This window comes from Streptomyces sp. NPDC053426 (assembly GCF_055585405.1).
This window is the reverse complement of the sequence record NZ_JBVJKE010000003.1, coordinates 430372-451906: the sequence shown is the minus strand read 5'-3', so window position 1 is coordinate 451906 and position 21535 is coordinate 430372. Positions and strand designations below refer to the sequence as shown.

The window sequence follows — 21535 nt, the reverse complement described above, 5'->3', positions numbered from 1 at the left end:
CCGTCTCCGGTGACTACGCCAGCCCAAGGATCACGCGAACGCACTCCTCCACACGCCGCATCTCGCTCGGCGCCAGCAAGCCGAGACGTCGGCGTAGCCTCGGCTTGTCCACGGTGTGCAGATCGGTGCAGTTCACGTACGACTCGTCGTACTTGGTCACTCCGCAGTCGGGACCGACCGGGACGTGGGTGGATGCCGGGCCGGATGTTCCGGTGATCACGGCGACGGTCAGCGCCGGCAGCGGTTCGGCGATCCGGTTCACCGTGAGGACGACCACGGGGTGCGGTCCGATGGGGCCAGGGAGGGCACACCCCCACACTTCACCCCGCAGTGCGAAGCCGGTGTTCACCACTCGGTCTCGTCCGCTGCCGCCAGTTCGTCCGCTGTCGCGGGTACAACGCCCTCAGGAGTCGGAGCCTGGGCACCACGGTAGAAATCGCGGATCTCTTGAGAGGCTGCGACCTCGGTCGCTTCGCGGGAGAGCAGGCGAAGCCCTTCGCGCAGGGCGTCGGAGAGCGAGTGCAGTTGGAGGGTCCGCATCACCTGCTGCAGATCCGCCATCTCATCCGGGCGCAGCCGTACCTGAGCCACGCTGGTCGCGCCGCTGTCACCCTGCTTCCGGCGCGTCTGCGAGGTCCGCTTCCTGGTCGTGGTGTCCGCGGCGTGGGTCTTCCGCTCGGTCTTCGAGGTCATTCCTGCCTCCCCTCGCGTATGACAAATGTAGTACATCCAGTGTTGTCCTCGTGTCCGAGCTGGTCAAGCGTCCCGCATCGTCGACTCAGGCGGCGGTAGGCAGGCCCTTCCCACGCTCTCGGCAGTCCCGGCAGTGTCCGGGTTCCGGTGCGCGGAACGCCTTGTCGCAGCCGTCGCAGGTCTGGAAGGGGAGGACGGCGGGGCGCTCGTCACGGAGTGCCGACGGGAGGGGCGGGACGGGCAGGGGTGTTTCGCGCAGGCGGTAGGCGAGGATGCCCGCCGGGCGGGTCAGGAAGTGATCGGGGAGGCCTTCGGTCAGCAGCTTGACGATCCGTACCGTTCCCAGACCCGCCGCGAGCCACCGGGAGACGGCCGGCGCCAGCCGTGCGGCCTCCTGTACGGACAGGACGAGGCGGGGGTCGACCCGACACAGTGCGGTGAGTACGGCGAGGGCCTGGGGGTCGGCATCGGCGAGGGACGGCACCGGCTCCGTGTCGACGGGCTGTGGCGTCTCCGGCACGGCCGTGGCCGGTGCGGTGGCGGTCCGCTTCCGGGGTCCTCGCGGGGCAGGTGGTCCGGGCGGCCCGTCCGGTACGTCGTAGAAGTAGGTCCGGGTGCGGATCTGCCCGGTGGACAGGCGCTCGCGGCGGCGTTCCAGGTACCCGGCGGCTTCCAGCTCGCGCAGGGCCCGCGAGATGAGGATCTCGCCCTCGGTGAAGTGCTCGCACAGGGCGGCGATGCTGACGGGAGTGCCGTCGGGGAGGGAGGCGATGTAGACCGCGACGCCGATGGTGACCGCGCTGCCGCGCCGCTGGGCGAGGGCGTTGGAGATCACGGTGAAGTCGGCGGTGAGGCGGGTGCGTACGTGAATCACGCCGGAGGTCGATGCTCCGGCATCGGCGCGCAGGCGCGCGTTAGACTGCGAGTCAGCCATTGGGAAGGGTCGACTTCCTGGTCGGTCAGGCCCTCGTTCCAGGACGGCAATCCTGGGCGGGGGCCGCATTTGTTCGCGGTTGCTGCGGCGAACGTAACCGCCCGCATTCCGCACCTGCAAGCCGGTCACTCGGACGGGTGACGCGGGCTTTTCGGCGGGGAGGGTGGGTGGGCGGGTAGTTCTTTCTCCCGGTTCTTTGGGGAGGTCAGCGGCCGACCGGACCCTCGTGGACAAGGGCCCGGTCGGCCCGGAAGGCGGACGGCGACCGGGGCCCGGCCGGCTCAGAGGCGGTGGTGTTCTGCCTTCAACTCGCCTATGAACGCGGCCCAGGAAGCGCCTTCGAAGCACAGCACCGGACCGTGCGGGGCCTTGCTGTCACGGACGGGGACGACGGCCGGGAACCCGTCGGCCACCTCCACGCAGTTGCCGCCCTCCTGGTTGCTGTAGCTGCTCTTGCGCCAGGCGGCGCCGTTCAGATCGGGACGGGACCTTCGCTCCATGGTGGTTGTCCTCCCTCACGGATCGGATCATGTCGAGCGACATGAGCGGGGGCAGAGCTGCCGCCCGCAGCCGATCGTAGGTCAGGGAGAACCGCCTCACCTCGTCCGGATCCTCGATGAGTTGGCCGTAGTGCGCGCCTTCCGCGTAGGCGACCTCCGAGCCGTCCGACAAGGTGAGGACCGTGAGTGAGCCGCCCATGACCTCGTGCTCGCCCTGGTCGAACGGCAGTACCTGCACGGTGGTGTGGAACTCCTTCGCAGTTCCGAGCAGCCACTCCAACTGCTCGCACATCACCGGCCAGCCACCGACCGGACGCCTGATAACCGCCTCGTCGAGGACCACCCACAACTCGGGGCGATCAGGCGTACCGAGGCGCTTCTGCCGCCCCATACGAGCACTGACCCGCTCTTCCAATTGCTCTTCGCTGGCGAGCGTTCGACCGACTTTCAGCACAGCTCGTGCGTATGCCTCGGTCTGCAACAAGCCAGGGACCACATGAGCCGCGTACTCGCGGACGTCCACCGCCCGCTCCGAGTACTCCATGAACTTCCGCGACCAGTCCGGAAACGCCTCCCGGTACACGTACGGCCACAGCTCGACGAGCAGATCGTCCGCACCCAGGGCCGCGTCCAGCGCACGCGCCAGTTCCAGCGTCGGCTTCGCACCGGACGCCCGCTCGATCTGCGTGATCCGCGTGCCCACCACGTGTGTCCTGGCGCCGAGTTCGGCCTGGGTGAGTCCGGCCGCCGTACGGAGCTTGCGCACCCGTGTACCGAACAGCGCCGCCATCGACGCACTGGGGTCAATTGCGTTGGCCAAAGCGTCACTTCCGTTCCTTATGGCCTGAAAGGTAATACTGCGCCCTCTGTTGAGCGTAGGGCGATCGGACGAAGCTTGGGTACGGAATGTGATGACTCGTATACGCCACGAGACGACCCGGGCTCGACAGAGAAGGACGGACCAAGCCGTGCTCACAGGAACGACCACCTCGGCTGCCGCGCAGTTCACCTCCTCACCACGCGGTGCGCGGCTCGCCCGGCGTTTCGCCGTTCGCCGCATGGAGGCGTGGGGGCACCCGCCCGCGTCGGACGTGTCGTGCGCGATCGCCCTCGTCGTCGGTGAGCTCGCCGCGAACGCCGTGCTGCACGGCCGGGTGCCCGGACACGACTTCGGCCTGCGGCTCGCCCTCGACCCGGCGGCGGGCCTGGTGCGGGTCGAGGTGGCGGACGCCGCCGCCACGAGGCTGCCGCCCGCGTCCGCGCCCTCGTCGTGTCCCGAAGGCGAGTCCGGTCGAGGGCTGCTCCTGGTGGAGGCCCTGGCGGTGCGCTGGGGGTCGGCGCCTCGCCGCCCCCTGGGCAAGACGATGTGGGCGGAGGTGTCCACGGAGGGGCCGGCTCACCTGTGAGAGCCGGCCCGTCCACGCCGAAGTCGCGTAGGGGCGAGGCGCCTTCGGTGGACTAGGTGCCGTCGCCCCGCCGGTGAGTAGCCGTACTCATGCCGGAACGAGCCATCCAGGTCACTGTGGTGATGACCGACCCGTACCGGCTTGAAGGGCCTTCGATGCCGACTTCCCCCAGCTCACGTCTGCGGCGACTTCCCGTGCTCGCCACGGACGGTTGGCTCGCCCGGGGCTATCTGACCGTGTTCGCCCTCGGCGTCCTGGTCATGTTCCTCTTCCCGGAGAGCCCTTACGCCATGATCCCCATGCTGCTCACGGCGCCCCTCTCCTTCCTGCCCGTGCTCTTCCCCTTCGGGCCCGGTACCGAGGGAAGCCCGCCGGTCGAGGCGCTGGCCACCGGCCTCTGGTTCGCGTGGACCCTCCTGTGCGCCCTCGTGAACGCCGCCGCGCTCGGCGCCCTCGCCAGGAAGTCGGACCGGGCCCCCTCCGCACGTCCTCGCCCACGGACCCCGCGTGCCCCACGGGCCCCGCGTGCCCCACGGGCCCTGCTCGCGCCCGCCGTGGACAACTGGCTCGCGCGCGGCTATCTCACCGTGGTCGCGGTGGCGCTGGGATTCTTCCTGTACGCCGTGTTCGTGTCGCAGGACCCGGGGTTCGCGGGGATGTGGCCCGTCATGGCCGCGGCACCGCTCAGCTTCCTCGCCCTGCTGGTGACGGCGCCCGTGGAGTACTCCTCGCCCGCCTGGCTGAGCTCACTGGTCTTCTCCGCCGGGGTGGTCCTGTCGGGACTGGTCAACGCCGTACTGATCGGCCTGCTCGCACACAGGCTGAGGGCCCGCCCCGCGGGGAGGTGAGCACGCGAGAGCCCGGTCCGGACAGTGGCTGTCCGGACCGGGCTCTCGTCACGCCATGCCTGAGGACGGACTACTCGTCGTCCTCGGGCTTGTCGTCCGTCTCGTTGATCTCCTGCTCCAGGCCGAGCTGCTCGACGAGCCACTTGTCGAACTCGATCGCGGCCCGCACCCAGCTGACCGTCGAGGAGACGAAGTGCTCCAGGCTGACGCCCATGCCGATCAGCATCTGGGCCTCACCGATGAGACGGACCGTGCCGTCGTCGTGGGTGTGGGTGTAGACCTTGGGCCACAGCGTGCGCCGGTTCCAGTCGTCGACGGACTCGAGGAGCTGGGGCTTCTCGTCGATCTGGTGCGGCCGGTCGTAGAACGTCCGGACGGAGAAGATCTGCTGGTCGCCCTCGCCACGGAACATGAAGTAGGTGCGGAACTGCTCCCACGGCGCCGCGAGGTCACCCTCGTCGTCGACGACGTACTTGAGCTCCATCTGATCGAGGAGCTGCTTCACGAGGTCCTGATCCGGGACGACGGGGCCCGCCGGTCCTTGCGGCTGCGGCTCGGGCTGGCCCCCGAAATTCGGAATCGAGGACGGGTCGATGGTCACCGTGAATTTCCCTTCGTACGGATCCCGCCATCCTCCCCCATGCGGGGAGGGGGGTGGCAAGCCCCGACGGGCCTGTCAGCCGTGAGCTGACTCGATCCGGTCAATGCCGGGGTACCCGGTACGGGCCGGGCCCAACGTCCCGGGGAGGGGACATCGGGCCCGGAAACGGAATCGTCACTCAGAGTGACTTGCCGGTGGCGGGGCCCACTAGCAGCCCGTCCTCGAAGCGGTCCACGCGGACCGTGTCGCCGTCCTTGATCTCGCCGGCCAGGATCTCCTTGGCGAGGCGGTCCCCGATGGCGGTCTGGACCAGGCGGCGCAGGGGGCGGGCGCCGTAGGCGGGGTCCATGCCCTCCTCGGCGAGCCAGGCCAGGGCGTCGGGGGTGACGTCCAGGGTGAGGCGGCGCTCGGCCAGGCGGCGGGCCAGGCTGTCGAGCTGGAGTCGTGCGATGCGTGCCAGTTCGGGCTTGGTGAGGGCCGAGAAGACGACCAGGTCGTCGAGGCGGTTGAGGAACTCGGGCTTGAAGGAGGCCCGGACCACCTCCAGGACCTGCTCCTTCTTCTCCGTCTCGGTGGTCACCGGGTCGACCAGGTACTGGCTGCCCAGGTTGGAGGTCAGGACGAGGATGGTGTTGCGGAAGTCCACCGTGCGGCCCTGGCCGTCGGTGAGGCGGCCGTCGTCGAGGACCTGGAGCAGGATGTCGAAGACCTCGGGGTGGGCCTTCTCGACCTCGTCGAGGAGGACGACGCTGTAGGGGCGGCGGCGGACGGCCTCGGTGAGCTGGCCGCCCTCCTCGTAGCCGACGTAGCCGGGGGGCGCGCCGACGAGGCGGGCGACGGAGTGCTTCTCGCTGTACTCCGACATGTCGATGCGGACCATCGCCCGCTCGTCGTCGAAGAGGAAGTCGGCGAGGGCCTTCGCCAGCTCGGTCTTGCCGACGCCCGTCGGGCCGAGGAAGAGGAAGGAGCCGGTGGGGCGGTCGGGGTCGGCGATGCCGGCGCGGGACCGTCGTACGGCGTCGCTCACCGCGCGCACGGCCTCGGTCTGGCCGATGAGGCGCTTGCCGAGTTCGTCCTCCATGCGGAGCAGCTTCTGGGTCTCGCCCTCCATCAGGCGGCCGGCGGGGATGCCGGTCCAGGAGGCGACGACGTCGGCGATGTCGTCGGCGCCGACCTCCTCCTTGACCATGGTGTCCCTGGCGGCCTCCTCCTCGGCCTCGGAGGCGGCCTCCAGGTCGCGTTCCACCCCCGGGATCTCGCCGTAGAGGAGTTTGGAGGCGGTGTCGAAGTCTCCGTCGCGCTGGGCGCGTTCGGCCTGGCCGCGGAGTTCGTCGAGCTTCTCCTTCAGTTCGCCGACCCGGTTGAGGGACTGCTTCTCCTTCTCCCAGCGGGCGTTGAGGCCGCGCAGTTCCTCCTCCTTGTCGGCGAGGTCGCGGCGCAGGCGCTCCAGGCGTTCGCGGGAGGCGGCGTCGGTCTCCTTGCCGATCGCCATTTCCTCCATCCGCAGCCGGTCGACGGCGCGCTGGAGTTCGTCGATCTCGACGGGCGAGGAGTCGATCTCCATGCGGAGGCGGCTGGCGGCCTCGTCGACGAGGTCGATGGCCTTGTCGGGGAGGAAGCGGGAGGTGATGTAGCGGTCGGAGAGGGTGGCGGCGGCGACGAGGGCGCTGTCGGCGATCTGGACCTTGTGGTGGGCCTCGTAGCGGCCCTTGAGTCCGCGGAGGATGGCGATGGAGTCCTCGACGGTCGGTTCGGCGACCATCACCTGCTGGAAGCGGCGCTCCAGGGCCGGGTCCTTCTCGATGCGTTCGCGGTACTCGTCGAGGGTGGTGGCGCCGACCATGCGGAGTTCGCCGCGGGCGAGCATGGGCTTGAGCATGTTGCCGGCGTCCATCGCGGAGTCGCCGCCGGCGCCGGCGCCGACGACGGTGTGGAGTTCGTCGATGAAGGTGATGATCTGGCCGTCGGATTCCTTGATCTCGGCGAGGACGGTCTTGAGGCGCTCCTCGAACTCGCCGCGGTACTTTGCGCCGGCGACCATGGCGCCGAGGTCGAGGGCGACGAGCCGCTTGTTCTTCAGCGACTCGGGGACGTCGCCCTTGACGATGCGCTGGGCGAGGCCCTCGACGACGGCGGTCTTGCCGACGCCGGGCTCGCCGATCAGCACCGGGTTGTTCTTGGTGCGGCGGGACAGGACCTGCACCACGCGCCGGATCTCCTGGTCGCGTCCGATGACGGGGTCGAGCCTGCCCTCGCGGGCGGAGGCGGTGAGGTCGGTGCCGAACTTCTCCAGCGCCTTGTACTGGCCCTCGGGGTCGGCGGTGGTCACCCTGCGTGTTCCGCGCGCCTTCTGGAAGGCGTCCTGGAGCTTCTTCGCGGTGGCGCCCTGCCGGGTGAGGACCTCGCCGGCGGCTCCGCCCTTGGCGGCGGTGCCGATGAGGAGGTGCTCGGTGGAGAGGTACTCGTCGCCGAGGTCGCGGGCGCGGGACTGGGCGTCCGCGATGACGGCGAGCAGTTCACGGTTGGGCTGGGGCGGTGCGACGGTGGACCCGGTGACGCTCGGCAGGCCGGCGAGGACGCGCTCGGCCCCGGAGCGTACGGCGGCCTGGTCGGCGTCGACCGCGGCGAGCAGGTCCGTGATGTTCTCGTTCTCCTGCCCGGCGAGCAGGGAGAGCAGCAGGTGGGCGGGGGTGAGGTCGGGGTGCCCCTCGGTCACGGCCCGGTTGCCCGCGGCCTGGATCGCTTCCCGGCTCCGGTTGGTCAGCTCGGCGTCCACGTGTCCGTTCTCCTCCTTGCGGTGACCCTTCAGCGGCCTTCGCGGCTGACTCGGTCAGCGTACACAAACTTGAGTCTATTCCACTCAAGGTGTTGGGCGGGAGTGCGACGGGGGCTAAGTTCCGGTCCATGGCCACCTCGTACTCGGTAGATCCGGGCGATCCGGACGCGTCGTATCTCAGCTTCTGGCGCGAGAAGCACCTGTGCACACTGACCACCCTCCGTCCGGACGGCACCCCGCACGTGGTACCCGTCGCGGTGACGTACGACCCGGAGGCGCGCCTCGCCCGGGTGGTCGCGAACGAGTCGAGCGCGAAGGTGCGGCACGTGCTGGCGGCCGGGGACGGGGGCGCCCTCGTCGCGGCGTGCCAGGTGGACGGCCGGCGGTGGGCGACGCTGGAGGGGCGGGCGGTGGTCCGTACGGAGCCGGAGCGGGTCGCCGAGGCGGAGCGGCGGTACGCGGAGCGCTACGGACGGACGCCGCGGCCGAATCCGTCGCGGGTGGTCATCGAGATCGCGCTCACGCGCGCGATGGGGCGCGGGTGAGGCGAGCGACGCCGTTCGCACCGCCGAGCGATGGCTTCCGGCCATCGCTCGATCGGGTCGATACCCGGAAATGTCCCGGAAAACTGCAGCGGCGTCACCGTGTTCAGGTCACGGTGACGCCGCTGCGGGGGGAAGCACCTGCGCGATCTTTTACGACGGGGGAATCGCGTCAGGCACTGCGGGGGGTGGCCGAGATGGTCCGGGGGACAGGGGAGTCCGACTCCACCTGCCGATGGTCCCGCTGGTCCAGGTTCACAAAGATCATTCCGTACCGGATGGCACACCGTACGGGCTTCGGTGCCCCCCTGGGCCGCCGCAGGCACCGGTACGCCCGTACGTCCCCGTCCTCGTCGCGGGTGACGACGACCGGCTCACCGAAGACGGTCACCATCAACGAGTCACCACTGTGGGGGATGGCGGTGACCAGGTCGATGAAGTGCCATCCGGATCGGTAGGCGGTCGCCATCTCCCGGCGGAAGGAGCGGTCGTCGGGTGGAGTAGTCATGTCAAGCCCACACGCTGTCATCCGTACGCGCGGGGCCGGCCCACACACTGTCGGCCATGACCGCGTCCTCGGCGACGATCGGCGCGACGATCGGCGGCCACACGCTGTCCGCTCTGACGTCCACCTTCGCCTCGGAGAGGCCGCCCGCTATCCCGAAGGCCACACCGACGGAGAAGGCGGCGACAAGCACCGAGCGAAGCATTTTCTTACTCATAGTCGGCTTCGTCCTCACTTGAAGGTCCCCTCTGTCCCCCGTCCAGTACGACGATGGCTCATTCGGGCACATCATGGCCACACGATCGGTGCATCATGTTCCTGCATGTTCAGGACCCTGTGGGGTGGAGATTTGGGAACGAAACAGACCAAGGCGGCACATCCTCACGCGGTGACCGAGCTGTGCGAGGAGGGGGTGCGACTGTACGCGAATGCCCTCCGCGCGGGACGTATCGCCCGCGCCGACGTGGAGCCCGCGCCCTGCTTGATGGACTTCGCCCTCCTTCATCCCGACCCCGACGACGCGCAGTGGCTGCGTCCGGTGCTCCCCTCCATCGCGCTCTCCCAGCGGTTGAGCCCCATAGAACGGGAGATCACCGAACGCCGGCGCCTGTCGATAGAACTCGCCGACACTTTCGAGCCTTTCATGTCCCTGAGCGCCCAGGAGATCGCGCCCACCCACTCGATCACGGTGCTCGAGGGCAACGACCGCATCAACAGCGCGCTGGACCTGGCCACCGCCCAGTGCCGGACGGAGATGCTCACCGTCCAGCCGAGCGGGCACCGGCCCGAACGCAGCCTGCTCCAGGGGTTCGAGCGCGACCGGCTGCTCGTCGAACGCGGCGTGCGTATCCGCACCCTCTACCAGCACACCGCCCGGTTCAACCCCGAACGCCTCTCCTACGTCGAGCAGTTCGCCAACGGCAGGGCGGAGTACCGCACCATCGACGAGCTGGTGGAGCGCCTCATCATCTGCGACGAGACGGTCGCCTTCATCCCCGTGCGCGACGACCGCCAGGTCGCCCTGGAGCTGCGGCACACCGGCCTCGTCCGCTATCTGAGCCAGGTCTTCGAGTTCATGTGGAACCGCGCGGTCCCGCTGACCGCCGGCACCCCCTACGAGACCGCGCCCGACGGCATACCAGAGATACAGCACTCCATCGCCAAGCTCCTGGTGGAGGGCCACGTGGACGAGGCCATCGCCCGCCGCCTCGGCATGAACGTGCGGACGTGCCGCGCCCACATCGCCAAACTCGCCGCCACCCTCGGCAGCGGCAGCCGGGCCCAGCTCGGCTACCTCATCGCGGAGTCCGGGATCCTCCACCAGGAGGGAACACCGCAGTGACCTCGCCGGCGCACGCGGAGCACGGGGCGGAGGAGCTCTGCGCCACGGGTGCCGCCCTGTACGAACGCGCCCTGCGCGAGGGACGGGTGAGCGCCCTGGAGGCGCGGGCGGTGCCCTGCCCGGCCGGCCTGGGCCTGCTGCACCCCTCGGTGGACGATCCGGACGCGTGGGAGCCCGTGGCACCGCACGTCGGCCTGCACCGCCTGCTGCGCGCCTCCGCCGACCGGATCGCCGACGAGCGGCGCCGGGAGGAGCGGCTGGCCGGGGTGTTCGCGCCGCTGCTGGCGGGCGGACCCGACGACGCCCGGACGGCACCCGCGCTCACGCTCCACACCACGCGCGAACGCATCGGCCAGGCCATCGACGAGGCGATGACCGACGCCTCCGAACTCCTCGCCATCCAGCCCCGCAGCACGTACGTCCGCGCCTCCCCGGTCTCCGACGAGCCGGCGATCCGGCGCGACCAGGCACTGCTCAGCCGCGGTGGCCGGATCCGCGTCCTGTACCAGCACACGCTGCGGCACGCCCCCGGGGTCGCCGCCCGCTACGAGCGGCTGCACGGCGACGTCGAGGCCCGCGGCCTGGACGAGGTCACCGACCGGCTCATCGTCGTCGACCGCGCCGTCGCGTTCGTCCCCGCCCGCGCCGACCGCGCCACGGCGCTGGAGATGCGGCACCCGGCGATCGTCGGATACCTCGCCACCACCTTCGACCAGCTGTGGCGGCTGGCCACCCCCATGTACCCGGAGACCGTCCCGCGGCCCTCCGTCGACGGCATCACGCCCCGCCAGCGCGCCATCGCCGAACTGCTCGTCGAGGGACACACCGACGCCGTCGTGGCCGACCGGCTCGGGATGAACGTCCGCACCGCCCGCGTCCACATCGCCAAACTCGCCGCGCTGCTGGGCAGCCGGAGCCGGGCGCAGCTCGGCTATCTCATCGGGCGGTCCGGGATCCTCGACCGGGGACGGTGACGGCGGGGCGCCGGAAGCCGTCCAGGCCGGCCTGGGCGATACGGACGCCGAGCTGCGTACGGCTGGCCGCGCCCAGCGTCTCCGACAGGCGGGCGATGTGCGCCCGGCAGGTCCGCACGCTGATGCCGAGGCGTTCCGCGATCACCGCGTCCTGGTGGCCCTCCGCGAGCAGGGCCGCGATGGACTGCTCCCGGTGCGAGATGCCCTCGATGCCGGTGTCGGGCAGCGGGGCGGTCAGCGGGATGGCGAGCCGCCACAGCCGGTCGAAGACCGTGCCCAGGTACTCCACCAGCGCCGGGTGGCGCAGCTCCAGCGCCATGGTGCGCTCGGCGTTGGCGGGGATGAAGGCGACCGTGCGGTCGAAGAGGATCAGCCGCTCGATCACCTCGTCCAGGGTGCGCGCCTCCACCGCGTCGCCCATCAGCTCCAGATAGCTGAGCAGTCCGTGCCCGTGCCGGGCGACGTGCGTGTACAGGTCCCGCATGCGCACGCCCCGGCCGCGCAGCGCCGTCGCCCGGTGCAGGCCCTCGGACAGCTCCGCCTCGCGCCGGATGCCGCCGGGCTGGACGGTGAGCACCTCGGTGGTGCACGCCTGGGTCGCCTCGTCCATCGCGGCCTGGATGCGGGCGAGCCCGTCCAGCACCCGGATCGCCGGGCCCTCCGCCGTCGTCGGCGAGGCGGGCGTCCGGTGGCCCAGACCGGCGTACCGCTCGAAGGCCTCGACGGCCGAGCCGACCCGGCGCCGGCTCGCGTTCACCTCGTCGTACATCCCGCGCAGCAGCCGGGTCATGACCTCCTGCGGAGGGGTGGGGACGAGCCAGTCCATGTCGTCGGGGTCGGGGTGCAGCAGGGCCAGTTCCAGCAGGCAGGGCACCGGCTCCGCGTCCCGGCGCGGCAGCCGTCCGCGCCGTACGGCCCGGGAATACACGCGATCCCCGGCCTCGCACAGTCGGTCAGCACCGTGTGGATGCCCGTCCGTCCCGTGCCCGGCCATCGCCCATCCCACCCCCGGTTCAGCCACTTTCCGCAGCGCAACTATGCGCGGCCGGAACCGGCTGTGCAACACGGGCAGGGTCCGGCGCCGGTCGGGGGACCGGCGGGTGGCCGGATATCGACGGGTCGGCGGCTACTTCAGCTTGACCGCTTCGCAGGCCGCCGCGAACTCCGCGGTGCAGATGTCCGAGACCTCGTAGATCCCGTCGGCGACCACGGTGTCCTCGATGTTGTCCTTGGTCAGCGCGACCACGGGCACGAGCTGCGCCGGGATGTCCTTGGCGGTGGGGCTGTCCACCCGCTCGCGGGTGAGCGAGTCGAACTGGATGTCCTTGCCCTGGACCTTGGCCACGGCCATCTCGGCGGCGTTCTCGGCCTCGTCCGGGTAGGACTTGTACACGCTCATGTACTGCTCGCCGACGAGGATGCGCTGCACCGCCGCGAGCTCGGCGTCCTGGCCGGTGATCGGGGGCAGCTCGGTCACGCCGGCGGCCTTGAGCGCCTTGACGATGCCGCCCGCCATCCCGTCGTTGGCGGAGTAGACCGCCTCGATGTCGCCCGCGCCGATCGCGTCGATCGCCTCGGCCATGTTGGCCTGGGCGTTCTCCGCCTTCCAGTCCTTGGTGTCGTAGGACTTGGCGATCGTCACCTTGCCCTTGAGCTCGGAGAGCGCGCCCGCCTTGAACTGCTTGGCGTTGGGGTCGGTCGACGAGCCGTTCATCATCACGATCTTGTCGGTGATGCTCGCCTCGCCGCCGAGCGCCTCCAGCAGGGAACGGCCCTGCACCTCGCCGACCAGCTCGTTGTCGAAGGAGATGTACGCGTCGATCGGGCCCTCGGCGAGACGGTCGTAGGCGATGACGGGGATGCCCGCGTCCTTGGCCTTCTGCACGCCGTCCGCGATGGCGTGCGCGTCGACCGCGTCCAGCACGATGACGTCGACCTTGTCGTCGATCATCTGCTGCATCTGGTCGGCCTGCTTGCCGGCGTCCGCCTCGGCGTTGGCGTACTCGACCTTGCCCTTCTTGTTGGTGAGGGACTCCACCTTCGTCTTGAAGATGGGGTAGTCGAACTGCTCGTACCGGGTGTTGCCCTTCTCCGGGAGCAGCAGCCCGACGGTGATGTCGTCGCCCTTGGTCGGACTCGCGTCGTCGCTGCTCCCCGTCGCGTTGAGCGCGCCGCATCCGACGAGCGTGACGGACATGGCGGTGGCGGCCACGGATATGGCGATACGACGCATGCGAGGGCTCACTTCAGGTGCGTTTTGGACGTGGGCACAGCTTTGCGGCCCATGTGACTGAAAAGCCAACGCTTCAGCACCCACCGGAGTCAAGGTCGGCCACTTAACGAGATGGACACGGCACGGTGCGCCGAACTCGTGAGAGACCCGCGGACGTCCGGCGAGAATCATCTGGACACGCAGCCATACGATAGTCACACAGGCAACTGTGCATAAGCCGAGAGGCCCGGAGGTTCGGTGAACCTCCGGGCCTCTCGCGGTACTCCGGGCCGGCGCCTCAGTCCGACTGCTGCCGCTTGGGCCGCCACACCACCAGCGCGCTGGTCTGCTGCACCTCCTGGTAGGGCACCAGGTCACGGCGGTACGAGGCGTGCACCGCGGCCTCGCGCTGCCGCATCGCCGCGGCCGCCCCGTCCAGGGCGTTCTCCAGTTCGGCCGCACGGGCCTGGAGGGCGGCGACCTGGTTCTCCAGTTCGATGATGCGCTTGATTCCGGCCAGGTTGATGCCCTCGTCCTGCGACAGCTGCTGCACCTGACGGAGCAGTTCGATGTCACGGGCCGAGTAACGACGGCCCCGGCCGGCCGTGCGGTCCGGCGACACGAGACCCAGCCGGTCGTACTGCCGCAGTGTCTGCGGGTGCAGGCCGGAGAGCTGGGCCGCCACCGAAATGACGTAGACCGGGGTGTCATGGGTCAGTTCATACGGATTGCGTCGACGGCCGTCCATCTGAAATCAAGCTCCCTTCGCGGCCTGGAACAGCTCCGCCCGCGGATCGTCGTCCGCGGTCGCCTCGCGATACGCCTCCAGTGCGTCACGAGCCTTCCCCGACACGTCCTTGGGAACACTCACCTCCACGGTGACCAGCAGATCGCCGCGGGTGCCGTCCTTGCGGACCGCGCCCTTGCCCCGCGCCCGCATGGTGCGCCCGTTGGGCGTGCCCGGCGGAAGCTTCAGCGTGACCGGCGGACCGCCCAGCGTCGGCACCCGGACCTCGCCGCCGAGGGCGGCCTCGGCGAACGTCACCGGGACCGTGACGGTCAGGTTGTCGTCCTTGCGGCCGAACACCGGGTGGGCGCCGACGTGCACGACGACGTACAGATCGCCGGCGGGGCCGCCGCGCTCGCCCGGCGCGCCCTTGCCGCGCAGCCGGATCCGCTGGCCGTCGCTGACGCCTGCGGGGATGCGCACCTGCATGGTCCGCGAGGACTTGGCCCGGCCGCTGCCCTTGCAGATCTCGCAGGGCTCCTCCGCGATCAGACCGCGGCCCTTGCAGTCGGGGCAGGGGTCGGTGAGCGAGAAGCCGCCGCCGGAGCCCCGCGCCACCTGGCCGGTGCCGACGCAGGTCGGGCACACGCGCGGTGTGCCGTTCTTGTCGCCGGTGCCCGAACAGGCCTTGCAGGGTGCCTGCGAGGACATCCGCAGCGGGACGGTCGCGCCCTCGATCGCCTCGGTGAAGCTGAGCGTCACCTCGGACTCGATGTCCTGGCCGCGCCGCGGCTGGGTGCGCGTGGTGCCCGCGCCGCCCCGGTTGAACAGGCCCCCGAAGACGTCACCGAGGCCGCCGCCGAAGCCGCCGCCCGCCTGCTGGCCGCCGGCCTGACCTCCGAAGAGGTCACCCAGGTCGAAGTTGAAGGATCCGCCGCCGCCCGCGCCCGGCCCCGGCCGGAAGCCTCCGCTGCCGAAGAGGGCGCGCGCGTCGTCGTACTCCTTGCGCTTCTTGGGGTCGCCGAGGACGTCGTTCGCCTCGGAGATCTCCTTGAACCGCTCCTCCGCCTTGGCGTTGCCCTTGTTGGCGTCCGGGTGGAACTCGCGGGCGAGTTTCCGGTACGCCTTCTTGATCTCGGCCTCGGTGGCGTCCTTGGGGACGCCGAGGACCTTGTAGTAGTCCTTCTCGATGAAGTCCTTGGTGCTCATCCCCGACGTCCCTCCTTCCCTGCGTCAGCTATCGCGTCAGCCCTCCTCCGGGCCACCGCTCTCCTTGTTCTCCGACGGTCCGTCCTGCGCCTCGGAGGTGCTCTCCTCGGCCGGCGGAGCCGTCTGCGCGCCGGGCTGCGGCTCGGCGACGGCCACCCGCGCGGGGCGGATGGTGCGCTCGCCGATCCGGTACCCCGGCTGAAGAATCGCCACGCACGTCGTCTCGGTGACGTCCGGCGCGTAGCTGTGCATCAGCGCCTCGTGGATCGTCGGGTCGAAGGGCTCGCCCTCCTTGCCGAACTGCTGGAGGCCCATCTTGGCGATGACCGTCTCCAGCGACTCCGCGACGGACTTGAAGCCGCCGACCAGCTCGCCGTGTTCCCGCGCGCGGCCGACGTCGTCGAGCACGGGGAGCAGCTCGCTCAGGAGGTTCGCCACGGCGACCTCCTTCACGGCGACCCGGTCGCGCTCGACCCGGCGGCGGTAGTTCTGGAACTCGGCCTGGAGGCGCTGGAGGTCGGCCGTGCGCTCGTCGAGCGCCGTGCGCGTCTGGTCCAGCTGGGCCACCAGTGCCGCTTCCTGGCCCGTGTCCCCGGCCGGGGCCGCCCCCTCCTCCGCGGAGGGGGTGGAGGCGGCCTTCGGCTCGGCTTCGTCGGAGGGGACGTCGGGCTGCTGCGACTGCTCGTCGAAGCCCGGGGTCTCCTCGGTCACGCCGCACCGTCCTTGCGGTCCTCGTCGACGATCTCGGCGTCGACGACGTCGTCGTCGGCCTTCGCCTCACCGGCACCGGCGGACGCGCCGCCGGCGGCCTGGGAGGCCTGGGCGTCGGCGTACATGGCCTGGCCCAGCTTCTGGGAGACGGCCGCGACCTTCTCCGTGGCCGTGCGGATCTCGGCGGAGTCGTCGCCCTTGAGCTTCTCCTTCAGCTCGGCGACGGCCGTCTCGACCTCGGCCTTGACGTCGCCGGGGACCTTGTCCTCGTTGTCGCTGAGGAACTTCTCGGTCTGGTAGACGAGCTGCTCGCCCTGGTTGCGGGACTCGGCGGCCTCGCGGCGGGCGTGGTCCTCCTCCGCGTACTTCTCGGCCTCCTGGCGCATCCGGTCGACCTCGTCCTTCGGCAGCGAGGAGCCGCCGGTGACGGTCATCTTCTGCTCCTTGCCCGTGCCCAGGTCCTTCGCGGTCACGTGCATGATGCCGTTGGCGTCGATGTCGAAGGAGACCTCGATCTGCGGGACGCCGCGCGGCGCCGGGGGCAGACCGGTCAGCTCGAACATGCCGAGCTTCTTGTTGTACGCGGCGATCTCGCGCTCGCCCTGGTAGACCTGGATCTGCACCGACGGCTGGTTGTCCTCGGCCGTGGTGAAGATCTCGGAGCGCTTCGTCGGGATCGTGGTGTTGCGCTCGATCAGCTTGGTCATGATGCCGCCCTTGGTCTCGATGCCGAGGGACAGCGGGGTGACGTCGAGCAGCAGGACGTCCTTGACCTCGCCCTTGAGGACACCGGCCTGGAGCGCGGCGCCGATCGAGACGACCTCGTCCGGGTTGACGCCCTTGTTGGCCTCCTTGCCGCCGGTCAGCTCCTTGACGAGCTCGGCGACGGCGGGCATGCGGGTGGAACCGCCGACGAGGACGACGTGGTCGATCTCGGAGAGCTGGATGCCGGCGTCCTTGACGACGTTGTGGAACGGCGTCTTGCAGCGCTCGAGCAGGTCCGCGGTCAGCTGCTGGAACTGGGCGCGGGTCAGCTTCTCGTCGAGGTGCAGGGGGCCCTCGGCGGAGGCGGTGATGTAGGGGAGGTTGATCGTGGTCTCGGTGGACGAGGACAGCTCGATCTTCGCCTTCTCGGCGGCCTCGCGCAGACGCTGCAGCGCCATCTTGTCCTTGGCCAGGTCCACGCCGTGCCCGGACTGGAACTGCTTGACCAGGTAGTCGACGACGCGCTGGTCCCAGTCGTCACCACCGAGGTTGTTGTCACCGTTGGTGGCCTTCACCTCGACGACACCGTCGCCGATCTCCAGCAGCGAGACGTCGAACGTACCGCCACCGAGGTCGAAGACCAGGATGACCTGCTCGTCCTTGTCGAGGCCGTACGCCAGGGCGGCGGCCGTCGGCTCGTTGACGATGCGCAGCACGTTCAGGCCGGCGATCTCGCCGGCCTCCTTGGTGGCCTGGCGCTCGGCGTCGTTGAAGTACGCCGGGACGGTGATGACCGCGTCCGTGACCTTCTCGCCCAGGTACGCCTCGGCGTCGCGCTTCAGCTTCTGCAGCACGAAGGCGCTGATCTGCTGCGGGTTGAAGGGCTTCCCGTCGAGCTCGATCTTCCAGTCGGTGCCCATGTGGCGCTTGACCGACCGGATGGTCCTGTCGACGTTGGTGACCGCCTGGCGCTTGGCCACCTCGCCGACCAGCACCTCACCGTTCTTGGCGAAGGCGACGACGGACGGCGTGGTCCTGGCGCCCTCGGCGTTGGTGATGACGGTGGGCTCGCCGCCCTCCAGAACGCTGACGACGGAGTTAGTCGTGCCCAGGTCGATGCCGACCGCACGTGCCATTTCGATTCCTCCAGCTGACTTGAGTGGAACGGACTCAAGCATGCATGACGTCCGGCGCGGGGTCAACAGAGCTGAGTCGAGCAGACTCAACTCTTATCCGTTCCTTACACGCAACCGCTCTCTGACCTGAGACGACGCCTCGGCAGATCGTTGACGGGGACGAAAAACGGGGGTGACGGGAAGGCGTACGAGCGCGAGTACGACCACCGCGGCGACCGCCGCCACCCACCCCACCGCGCCCCCGGACACCCGCCCGGTGTGCGCGCCCACCCCCACCAGTACCCCGCCCAGCGCGCCGGCGCCGAGCAGCACGGTCACCGCGCGGGGGGCGAGTCCGAGCCGCCGCAGCCGGTGCCCGAGGTGGTCCGGCCGGCCGCGGGTCAGCGGCCACCGGGACAGCCGCCGCGCGAGGACCACCAGTACGGCGTCGGCGCACACCACGGCCGTCAGGGCGAACAACACCCCGGCACCGGCCCCGATTCCCTGCCCGGCCCGCACGAACACCGCCGCCGAGGCCACCACGAACCCCGTGAACAGCGAGCCGCCCGCCCCGAGGCCGGCCCGCGCGGGGTGCCAGTTGTGCAGCAGGAACCCGGCGAGCGCGGCGGCCAGCACGCTCAGCAGGACCGCGATCCCCTCCATCAGCTCGGCCGCCGCGCAGGCCGCCACCCCGAACGCGGTCACCGCCCCCACGGTGCCGGCCAGCCCGTCGGCGTGGTCGAGCCCCCGGAACGCGGCGGTGACCGCCACGACCCACCCCACGGCGAGCACCCCCCGCACCACCCCGGTCTCCGCGTACGGCACGACGAGCGCCGCCGCCACGGCCGTGCCGGCGAGCGGGACCCACCACCGCAGCCGCCACACGTCGGCGGCCAGCCCGAGCACGCCGACCCAGGCCCCGGCGGCCAGCAGCCGGCCGATCCCGGTGCCGAGCGGGGCGTGTCCCGCCCGGTCGCCGAGCCCCGCCACCAGCGCGGTCGCGAGCACGACGGCCGTTCCCCCGGACAGCGGCAGCGCCAGGCGGCGTCTGCGGTCCACGATCCCCAGGCGCAGGGCGGGGACCCGCAGCAGTTCCGCGAGGAGGGCGGAGAGCAGCAGGGCGGTGGCGGCGGCGGCGATCCCGTAGAGCACGGATATAAGTTAGGGGCGTATGGACCGATTTGGCGTGAATAACACGATCGGATCCCGGACGCCATTCGGACGCCCCCGGAGGTGCCGCCATAGGCAACCCTGAGCGATTCAGATCACCCCGTGCCCGGCTACAGTGCGACCGGAGATGGGGGTAATCTCGAACGGACTGCATAAGTTACCGCTTAGTAATTTCGGGGAAGCCGTGATGGAGCCCCCGTCGAAGTCCCGAAAATTCCTCTCCGAACCCCTCGCAGGCCCGAGGAGCCCCCATGCAACTCGCCGCGATCATCGTGTCGCTGGTCCTGACCGTGGTCGGCGTCGCGCTGCTCGCACGCGCGATCGGCCAGTTCGTCCGGTACTTCAAGCTGGGCCAGCCGGTCCCGGCCGGCGCCCGGACCGACAATCCCTACCAGCGCAGTGTGACCCTGGTGCGGGAGTTCCTCGGCCACACCCGCATGAACCGGTGGGGTGTCGTCGGCATCGCCCACTGGTTCGTCGCCGTCGGCTTCCTGACCCTGCCGCCGACCCTCGCCCAGGCCTTCGGCCAGCTCTTCGAGGCCGACTGGGTGCTGCCGGTCATCGGCGGCTTCCTGCCGTTCGAGCTGTACATCGAGTTCATCGGTGTGATGACGATCCTGGGCATCGCCGTGCTCATCGTGATCCGCCTGCTGAGCCTGCCCTCGCGCCCCGGGCGCAAGTCCCGCTTCGCGGGCTCCAAGGCGGGCCAGGCGTACTTCGTCGAGTACGTCATCCTCACCATCGGCCTGGCCATCTACGTGCTGCGCGGCCTGGAGGGCGCACTGCACCACGTGGACCAGTACGAGGCCGCGTACTTCGCCTCGTACCCGCTGGTCCTGGCCTTCAAGGGGCTGAGCGTCGCCGCGCTGCAGAACCTGGTCTACCTGTTCGCGATGATCAAGATCTCGACGTCCTTCATCTGGATGATCGTGGTCTCGCTCAACACCAACATGGGCGTGGCCTGGCACCGCTTCCTGGCCTTCCCGAACATCTGGTTCAAGCGGGAGGCAGACGGCGGGACCGCCCTGGGCGCGCTCCAGCCGATGACGTCCGGCGGCAAGCCGATCGACTTCACCGACCCCGGTGACGACGACGTCTTCGGCGTCTCCCAGGTCGAGCAGTTCTCCTGGAAGGGCCTGCTGGACTTCTCCACCTGCACCGAGTGCGGCCGCTGCCAGTCGCAGTGCCCCGCCTGGAACACCGGCAAGCCGCTCTCCCCCAAGCTCCTGATCATGTCCCTGCGCGACCACGCGCACGCCAAGGCCCCGTACCTGCTGGCCGGCGGCGGCAAGACGATGGAGGGCGAGGAGAAGGCGTCCGAGGAGCAGCTGGCCGGCGTGCCCGCCGCCGCCCTCGCGGAGGCCGAGCGCCCGCTGATCGGCACCGCCGAGGAGAACGGCGTCATCGACCCGGACGTCCTGTGGTCCTGCACCACCTGCGGCGCCTGCGTCGAGCAGTGCCCCGTCGACATCGAGCACGTCGACCACATCGTCGACATGCGCCGCTACCAGGTGATGATCGAGTCCGCGTTCCCGTCCGAGGCGGGCACGATGCTCAAGAACCTGGAGAAGAAGGGCAACCCCTGGGGCCTGGCGAAGAAGCAGCGCCTGGAGTGGACCAAGGAGGTCGACTTCGAGGTCCCGGTCGTCGGCAAGGACATCGAGGACCTGTCCGAGGTCGAGTACCTGTACTGGGTCGGCTGCGCCGGCGCCCTGGAGGACCGCGCCAAGAAGACCACCAAGGCCTTCGCGGAGCTCCTCCACATCGCGGGCGTCAAGTTCGCGATCATGGGCGGCGACGAGAAGTGCACGGGTGACTCGGCGCGGCGCCTCGGCAACGAGCCCCTGTTCCAGGAGCTCGGCATGGAGAACGTCATGTCCCTCAACGCCGCCTTCGGCGAGGAGATGGACGACGACGGCAAGGTCGTGCCCGAGTCGGCGAAGCCCAGGTCGGCGAAGAAGATCGTCGCCACCTGCCCGCACTGCCTCAACACCCTCGGCAACGAGTACCCGCAGCTCGGCGGCGACTACGAGGTCATCCACCACACCCAGCTGCTCCAGCACCTGGTGGACGAGGGCAAGCTGATCCCGGTCACCCCGGTCGAGGGCATCATCACCTACCACGACCCGTGCTACCTGGGCCGCCACAACAAGATCTACACGCCCCCGCGCGAGATCATCGGCAAGGTCCCGGGCCTGCGCAACGAGGAGATGCACCGCCACAAGGAGCGCGGCTTCTGCTGCGGCGCGGGCGGCGCCCGGATGTGGATGGAGGAGCGGATCGGCAAGCGCATCAACAACGAGCGCGTCGACGAGGCTCTTTCGCTGAACCCGGACATCGTCTCCACCGCCTGCCCGTTCTGCCTGGTCATGCTGACCGACTCGGTCAACGGCAAGAAGAACGAGGGCAAGGCCAAGGAGTCCGTCCAGGTCGTCGACGTCGCCCAGCTCCTGCTGGAGTCCGTCAAGACCCCGGCCGACCCGGCGGGCGACGAGGAGAGCGAGAGCGCTCCGGAACCGGAGCCGGTGAAGTAAACGCGACACTCCGCCGAAGGGGCCGCCCGGA

General features: G+C 70.0%; 22 protein-coding genes. 6 read left to right on the top strand and 16 right to left on the bottom strand.

Annotation, left to right across the window (positions count from 1 at the left end; translation table 11 throughout):
* Positions 1 to 13 precede the first annotated feature (13 nt).
* The 5 genes from ACZ62B_RS09030 to ACZ62B_RS09010 form a co-directional block, all read right to left on the bottom strand.
* On the bottom strand, positions 14 to 319 hold the full coding sequence (locus tag ACZ62B_RS09030; protein WP_469689619.1) for a type II toxin-antitoxin system PemK/MazF family toxin: 306 nt from the start codon (positions 317 to 319) through the stop codon (positions 14 to 16).
* A 26-nt stretch (positions 320 to 345) separates the two neighbouring features.
* Positions 346 to 693, bottom strand: coding sequence for a hypothetical protein (locus ACZ62B_RS09025; RefSeq protein ID WP_344559849.1), 348 nt, complete (start codon positions 691 to 693; stop codon positions 346 to 348).
* 85 nt (positions 694 to 778) lie between these two features.
* Positions 779 to 1627 carry a hypothetical protein gene (locus tag ACZ62B_RS09020; protein WP_468727323.1) on the bottom strand — a complete coding sequence of 283 codons (849 nt, stop codon included), beginning with the start codon at positions 1625 to 1627 and terminating at the stop codon, positions 779 to 781.
* A gap of 281 nt (positions 1628 to 1908) precedes the next feature.
* The gene (locus tag ACZ62B_RS09015; protein WP_468889883.1) at positions 1909 to 2040 is read right to left on the bottom strand and encodes a DUF397 domain-containing protein; all 132 of its coding nucleotides are present in this window, start codon (positions 2038 to 2040) and stop codon (positions 1909 to 1911) included.
* Positions 2003 to 2917, bottom strand: coding sequence for a helix-turn-helix domain-containing protein (locus ACZ62B_RS09010; RefSeq protein ID WP_468889870.1), 915 nt, complete (start codon positions 2915 to 2917; stop codon positions 2003 to 2005). Before ACZ62B_RS09010 ends, ACZ62B_RS09015 begins: the two co-directional genes overlap by 38 nt.
* Before the next feature lie 178 nt (positions 2918 to 3095).
* Between ACZ62B_RS09010 and ACZ62B_RS09005 the strand changes: the two genes are divergently transcribed.
* Positions 3096 to 3533, top strand: coding sequence for an ATP-binding protein (locus ACZ62B_RS09005; RefSeq protein ID WP_344559852.1), 438 nt, complete (start codon positions 3096 to 3098; stop codon positions 3531 to 3533).
* A 155-nt stretch (positions 3534 to 3688) separates the two neighbouring features.
* On the top strand, positions 3689 to 4381 hold the full coding sequence (locus ACZ62B_RS09000; protein WP_469689561.1) for an SCO4225 family membrane protein: 693 nt from the start codon (positions 3689 to 3691) through the stop codon (positions 4379 to 4381).
* Between the two features lie 70 nt (positions 4382 to 4451).
* On the opposite strand, the gene ACZ62B_RS08995 is transcribed toward ACZ62B_RS09000, so the two are convergent.
* Positions 4452 to 4982 carry a YbjN domain-containing protein gene (locus tag ACZ62B_RS08995; protein WP_030862980.1) on the bottom strand — a complete coding sequence of 177 codons (531 nt, stop codon included), beginning with the start codon at positions 4980 to 4982 and terminating at the stop codon, positions 4452 to 4454.
* Between the two features lie 178 nt (positions 4983 to 5160).
* Positions 5161 to 7758, bottom strand: a complete 2598-nt coding sequence (clpB, locus tag ACZ62B_RS08990) for an ATP-dependent chaperone ClpB (RefSeq protein ID WP_344559854.1) — start codon at positions 7756 to 7758, stop codon at positions 5161 to 5163.
* A gap of 128 nt (positions 7759 to 7886) precedes the next feature.
* On the opposite strand from clpB, the gene ACZ62B_RS08985 reads away from it, so the two are divergent.
* Entirely contained in the window at positions 7887 to 8303 is a 417-nt protein-coding gene (locus tag ACZ62B_RS08985) for a pyridoxamine 5'-phosphate oxidase family protein (RefSeq protein WP_344559855.1), read from the top strand.
* A gap of 169 nt (positions 8304 to 8472) precedes the next feature.
* Here ACZ62B_RS08985 and ACZ62B_RS08980 read toward each other — a convergent pair whose 3' ends face one another.
* Positions 8473 to 8808 (bottom strand): Rieske (2Fe-2S) protein, encoded by a 336-nt coding sequence (locus tag ACZ62B_RS08980; RefSeq protein ID WP_073933142.1) that lies wholly within the window; start codon positions 8806 to 8808, stop codon positions 8473 to 8475.
* 1 nt (position 8809) lies between these two features.
* Positions 8810 to 9022: a hypothetical protein gene (locus ACZ62B_RS08975; RefSeq protein ID WP_327379183.1), complete on the bottom strand. Its 213-nt coding sequence runs from the start codon at positions 9020 to 9022 to the stop codon at positions 8810 to 8812.
* A 105-nt stretch (positions 9023 to 9127) separates the two neighbouring features.
* Here ACZ62B_RS08975 and ACZ62B_RS08970 point away from each other — a divergent pair, with 105 nt between their 5' ends.
* Complete coding sequence (locus ACZ62B_RS08970) at positions 9128 to 10147, top strand: helix-turn-helix transcriptional regulator (RefSeq protein ID WP_344559856.1); 1020 nt, start codon at positions 9128 to 9130, stop codon at positions 10145 to 10147.
* Positions 10144 to 11121: a helix-turn-helix transcriptional regulator gene (locus ACZ62B_RS08965; RefSeq protein ID WP_344559857.1), complete on the top strand. Its 978-nt coding sequence runs from the start codon at positions 10144 to 10146 to the stop codon at positions 11119 to 11121. Before ACZ62B_RS08970 ends, ACZ62B_RS08965 begins: the two co-directional genes overlap by 4 nt.
* Here the strand turns inward: ACZ62B_RS08965 and ACZ62B_RS08960 are convergent.
* The 7 genes from ACZ62B_RS08960 to ACZ62B_RS08930 all read right to left on the bottom strand — a co-directional run bounded on the left by ACZ62B_RS08960 (position 11084) and on the right by ACZ62B_RS08930 (position 18952).
* Positions 11084 to 12115, bottom strand: a complete 1032-nt coding sequence (locus ACZ62B_RS08960; protein WP_344559903.1) for a helix-turn-helix transcriptional regulator — start codon at positions 12113 to 12115, stop codon at positions 11084 to 11086. The genes ACZ62B_RS08965 and ACZ62B_RS08960 overlap by 38 nt on opposite strands.
* A gap of 132 nt (positions 12116 to 12247) precedes the next feature.
* Positions 12248 to 13354, bottom strand: coding sequence for a sugar ABC transporter substrate-binding protein (locus ACZ62B_RS08955; protein WP_344559858.1), 1107 nt, complete (start codon positions 13352 to 13354; stop codon positions 12248 to 12250).
* Between the two features lie 277 nt (positions 13355 to 13631).
* A complete protein-coding gene (locus ACZ62B_RS08950; RefSeq protein ID WP_344559859.1) occupies positions 13632 to 14081 on the bottom strand; it encodes a heat shock protein transcriptional repressor HspR in 450 nt (149 codons plus the stop codon).
* A 6-nt stretch (positions 14082 to 14087) separates the two neighbouring features.
* The gene (dnaJ, locus tag ACZ62B_RS08945) at positions 14088 to 15269 is read right to left on the bottom strand and encodes a molecular chaperone DnaJ (protein ID WP_344559860.1); all 1182 of its coding nucleotides are present in this window, start codon (positions 15267 to 15269) and stop codon (positions 14088 to 14090) included.
* Positions 15270 to 15305: 36 nt separating this feature from the next.
* Complete coding sequence (grpE, locus tag ACZ62B_RS08940) at positions 15306 to 15980, bottom strand: nucleotide exchange factor GrpE (RefSeq protein ID WP_344559861.1); 675 nt, start codon at positions 15978 to 15980, stop codon at positions 15306 to 15308.
* The gene (gene dnaK, locus ACZ62B_RS08935; protein ID WP_468720771.1) at positions 15977 to 17821 is read right to left on the bottom strand and encodes a molecular chaperone DnaK; all 1845 of its coding nucleotides are present in this window, start codon (positions 17819 to 17821) and stop codon (positions 15977 to 15979) included. Before dnaK ends, grpE begins: the two co-directional genes overlap by 4 nt.
* A gap of 93 nt (positions 17822 to 17914) precedes the next feature.
* Positions 17915 to 18952 (bottom strand): MraY family glycosyltransferase, encoded by a 1038-nt coding sequence (locus tag ACZ62B_RS08930; RefSeq protein ID WP_344559863.1) that lies wholly within the window; start codon positions 18950 to 18952, stop codon positions 17915 to 17917.
* A gap of 269 nt (positions 18953 to 19221) precedes the next feature.
* Here ACZ62B_RS08930 and ACZ62B_RS08925 point away from each other — a divergent pair, with 269 nt between their 5' ends.
* Complete coding sequence (locus ACZ62B_RS08925) at positions 19222 to 21504, top strand: (Fe-S)-binding protein (protein WP_344559864.1); 2283 nt, start codon at positions 19222 to 19224, stop codon at positions 21502 to 21504.
* The last annotated feature ends 31 nt before the right edge of the window (positions 21505 to 21535 follow it).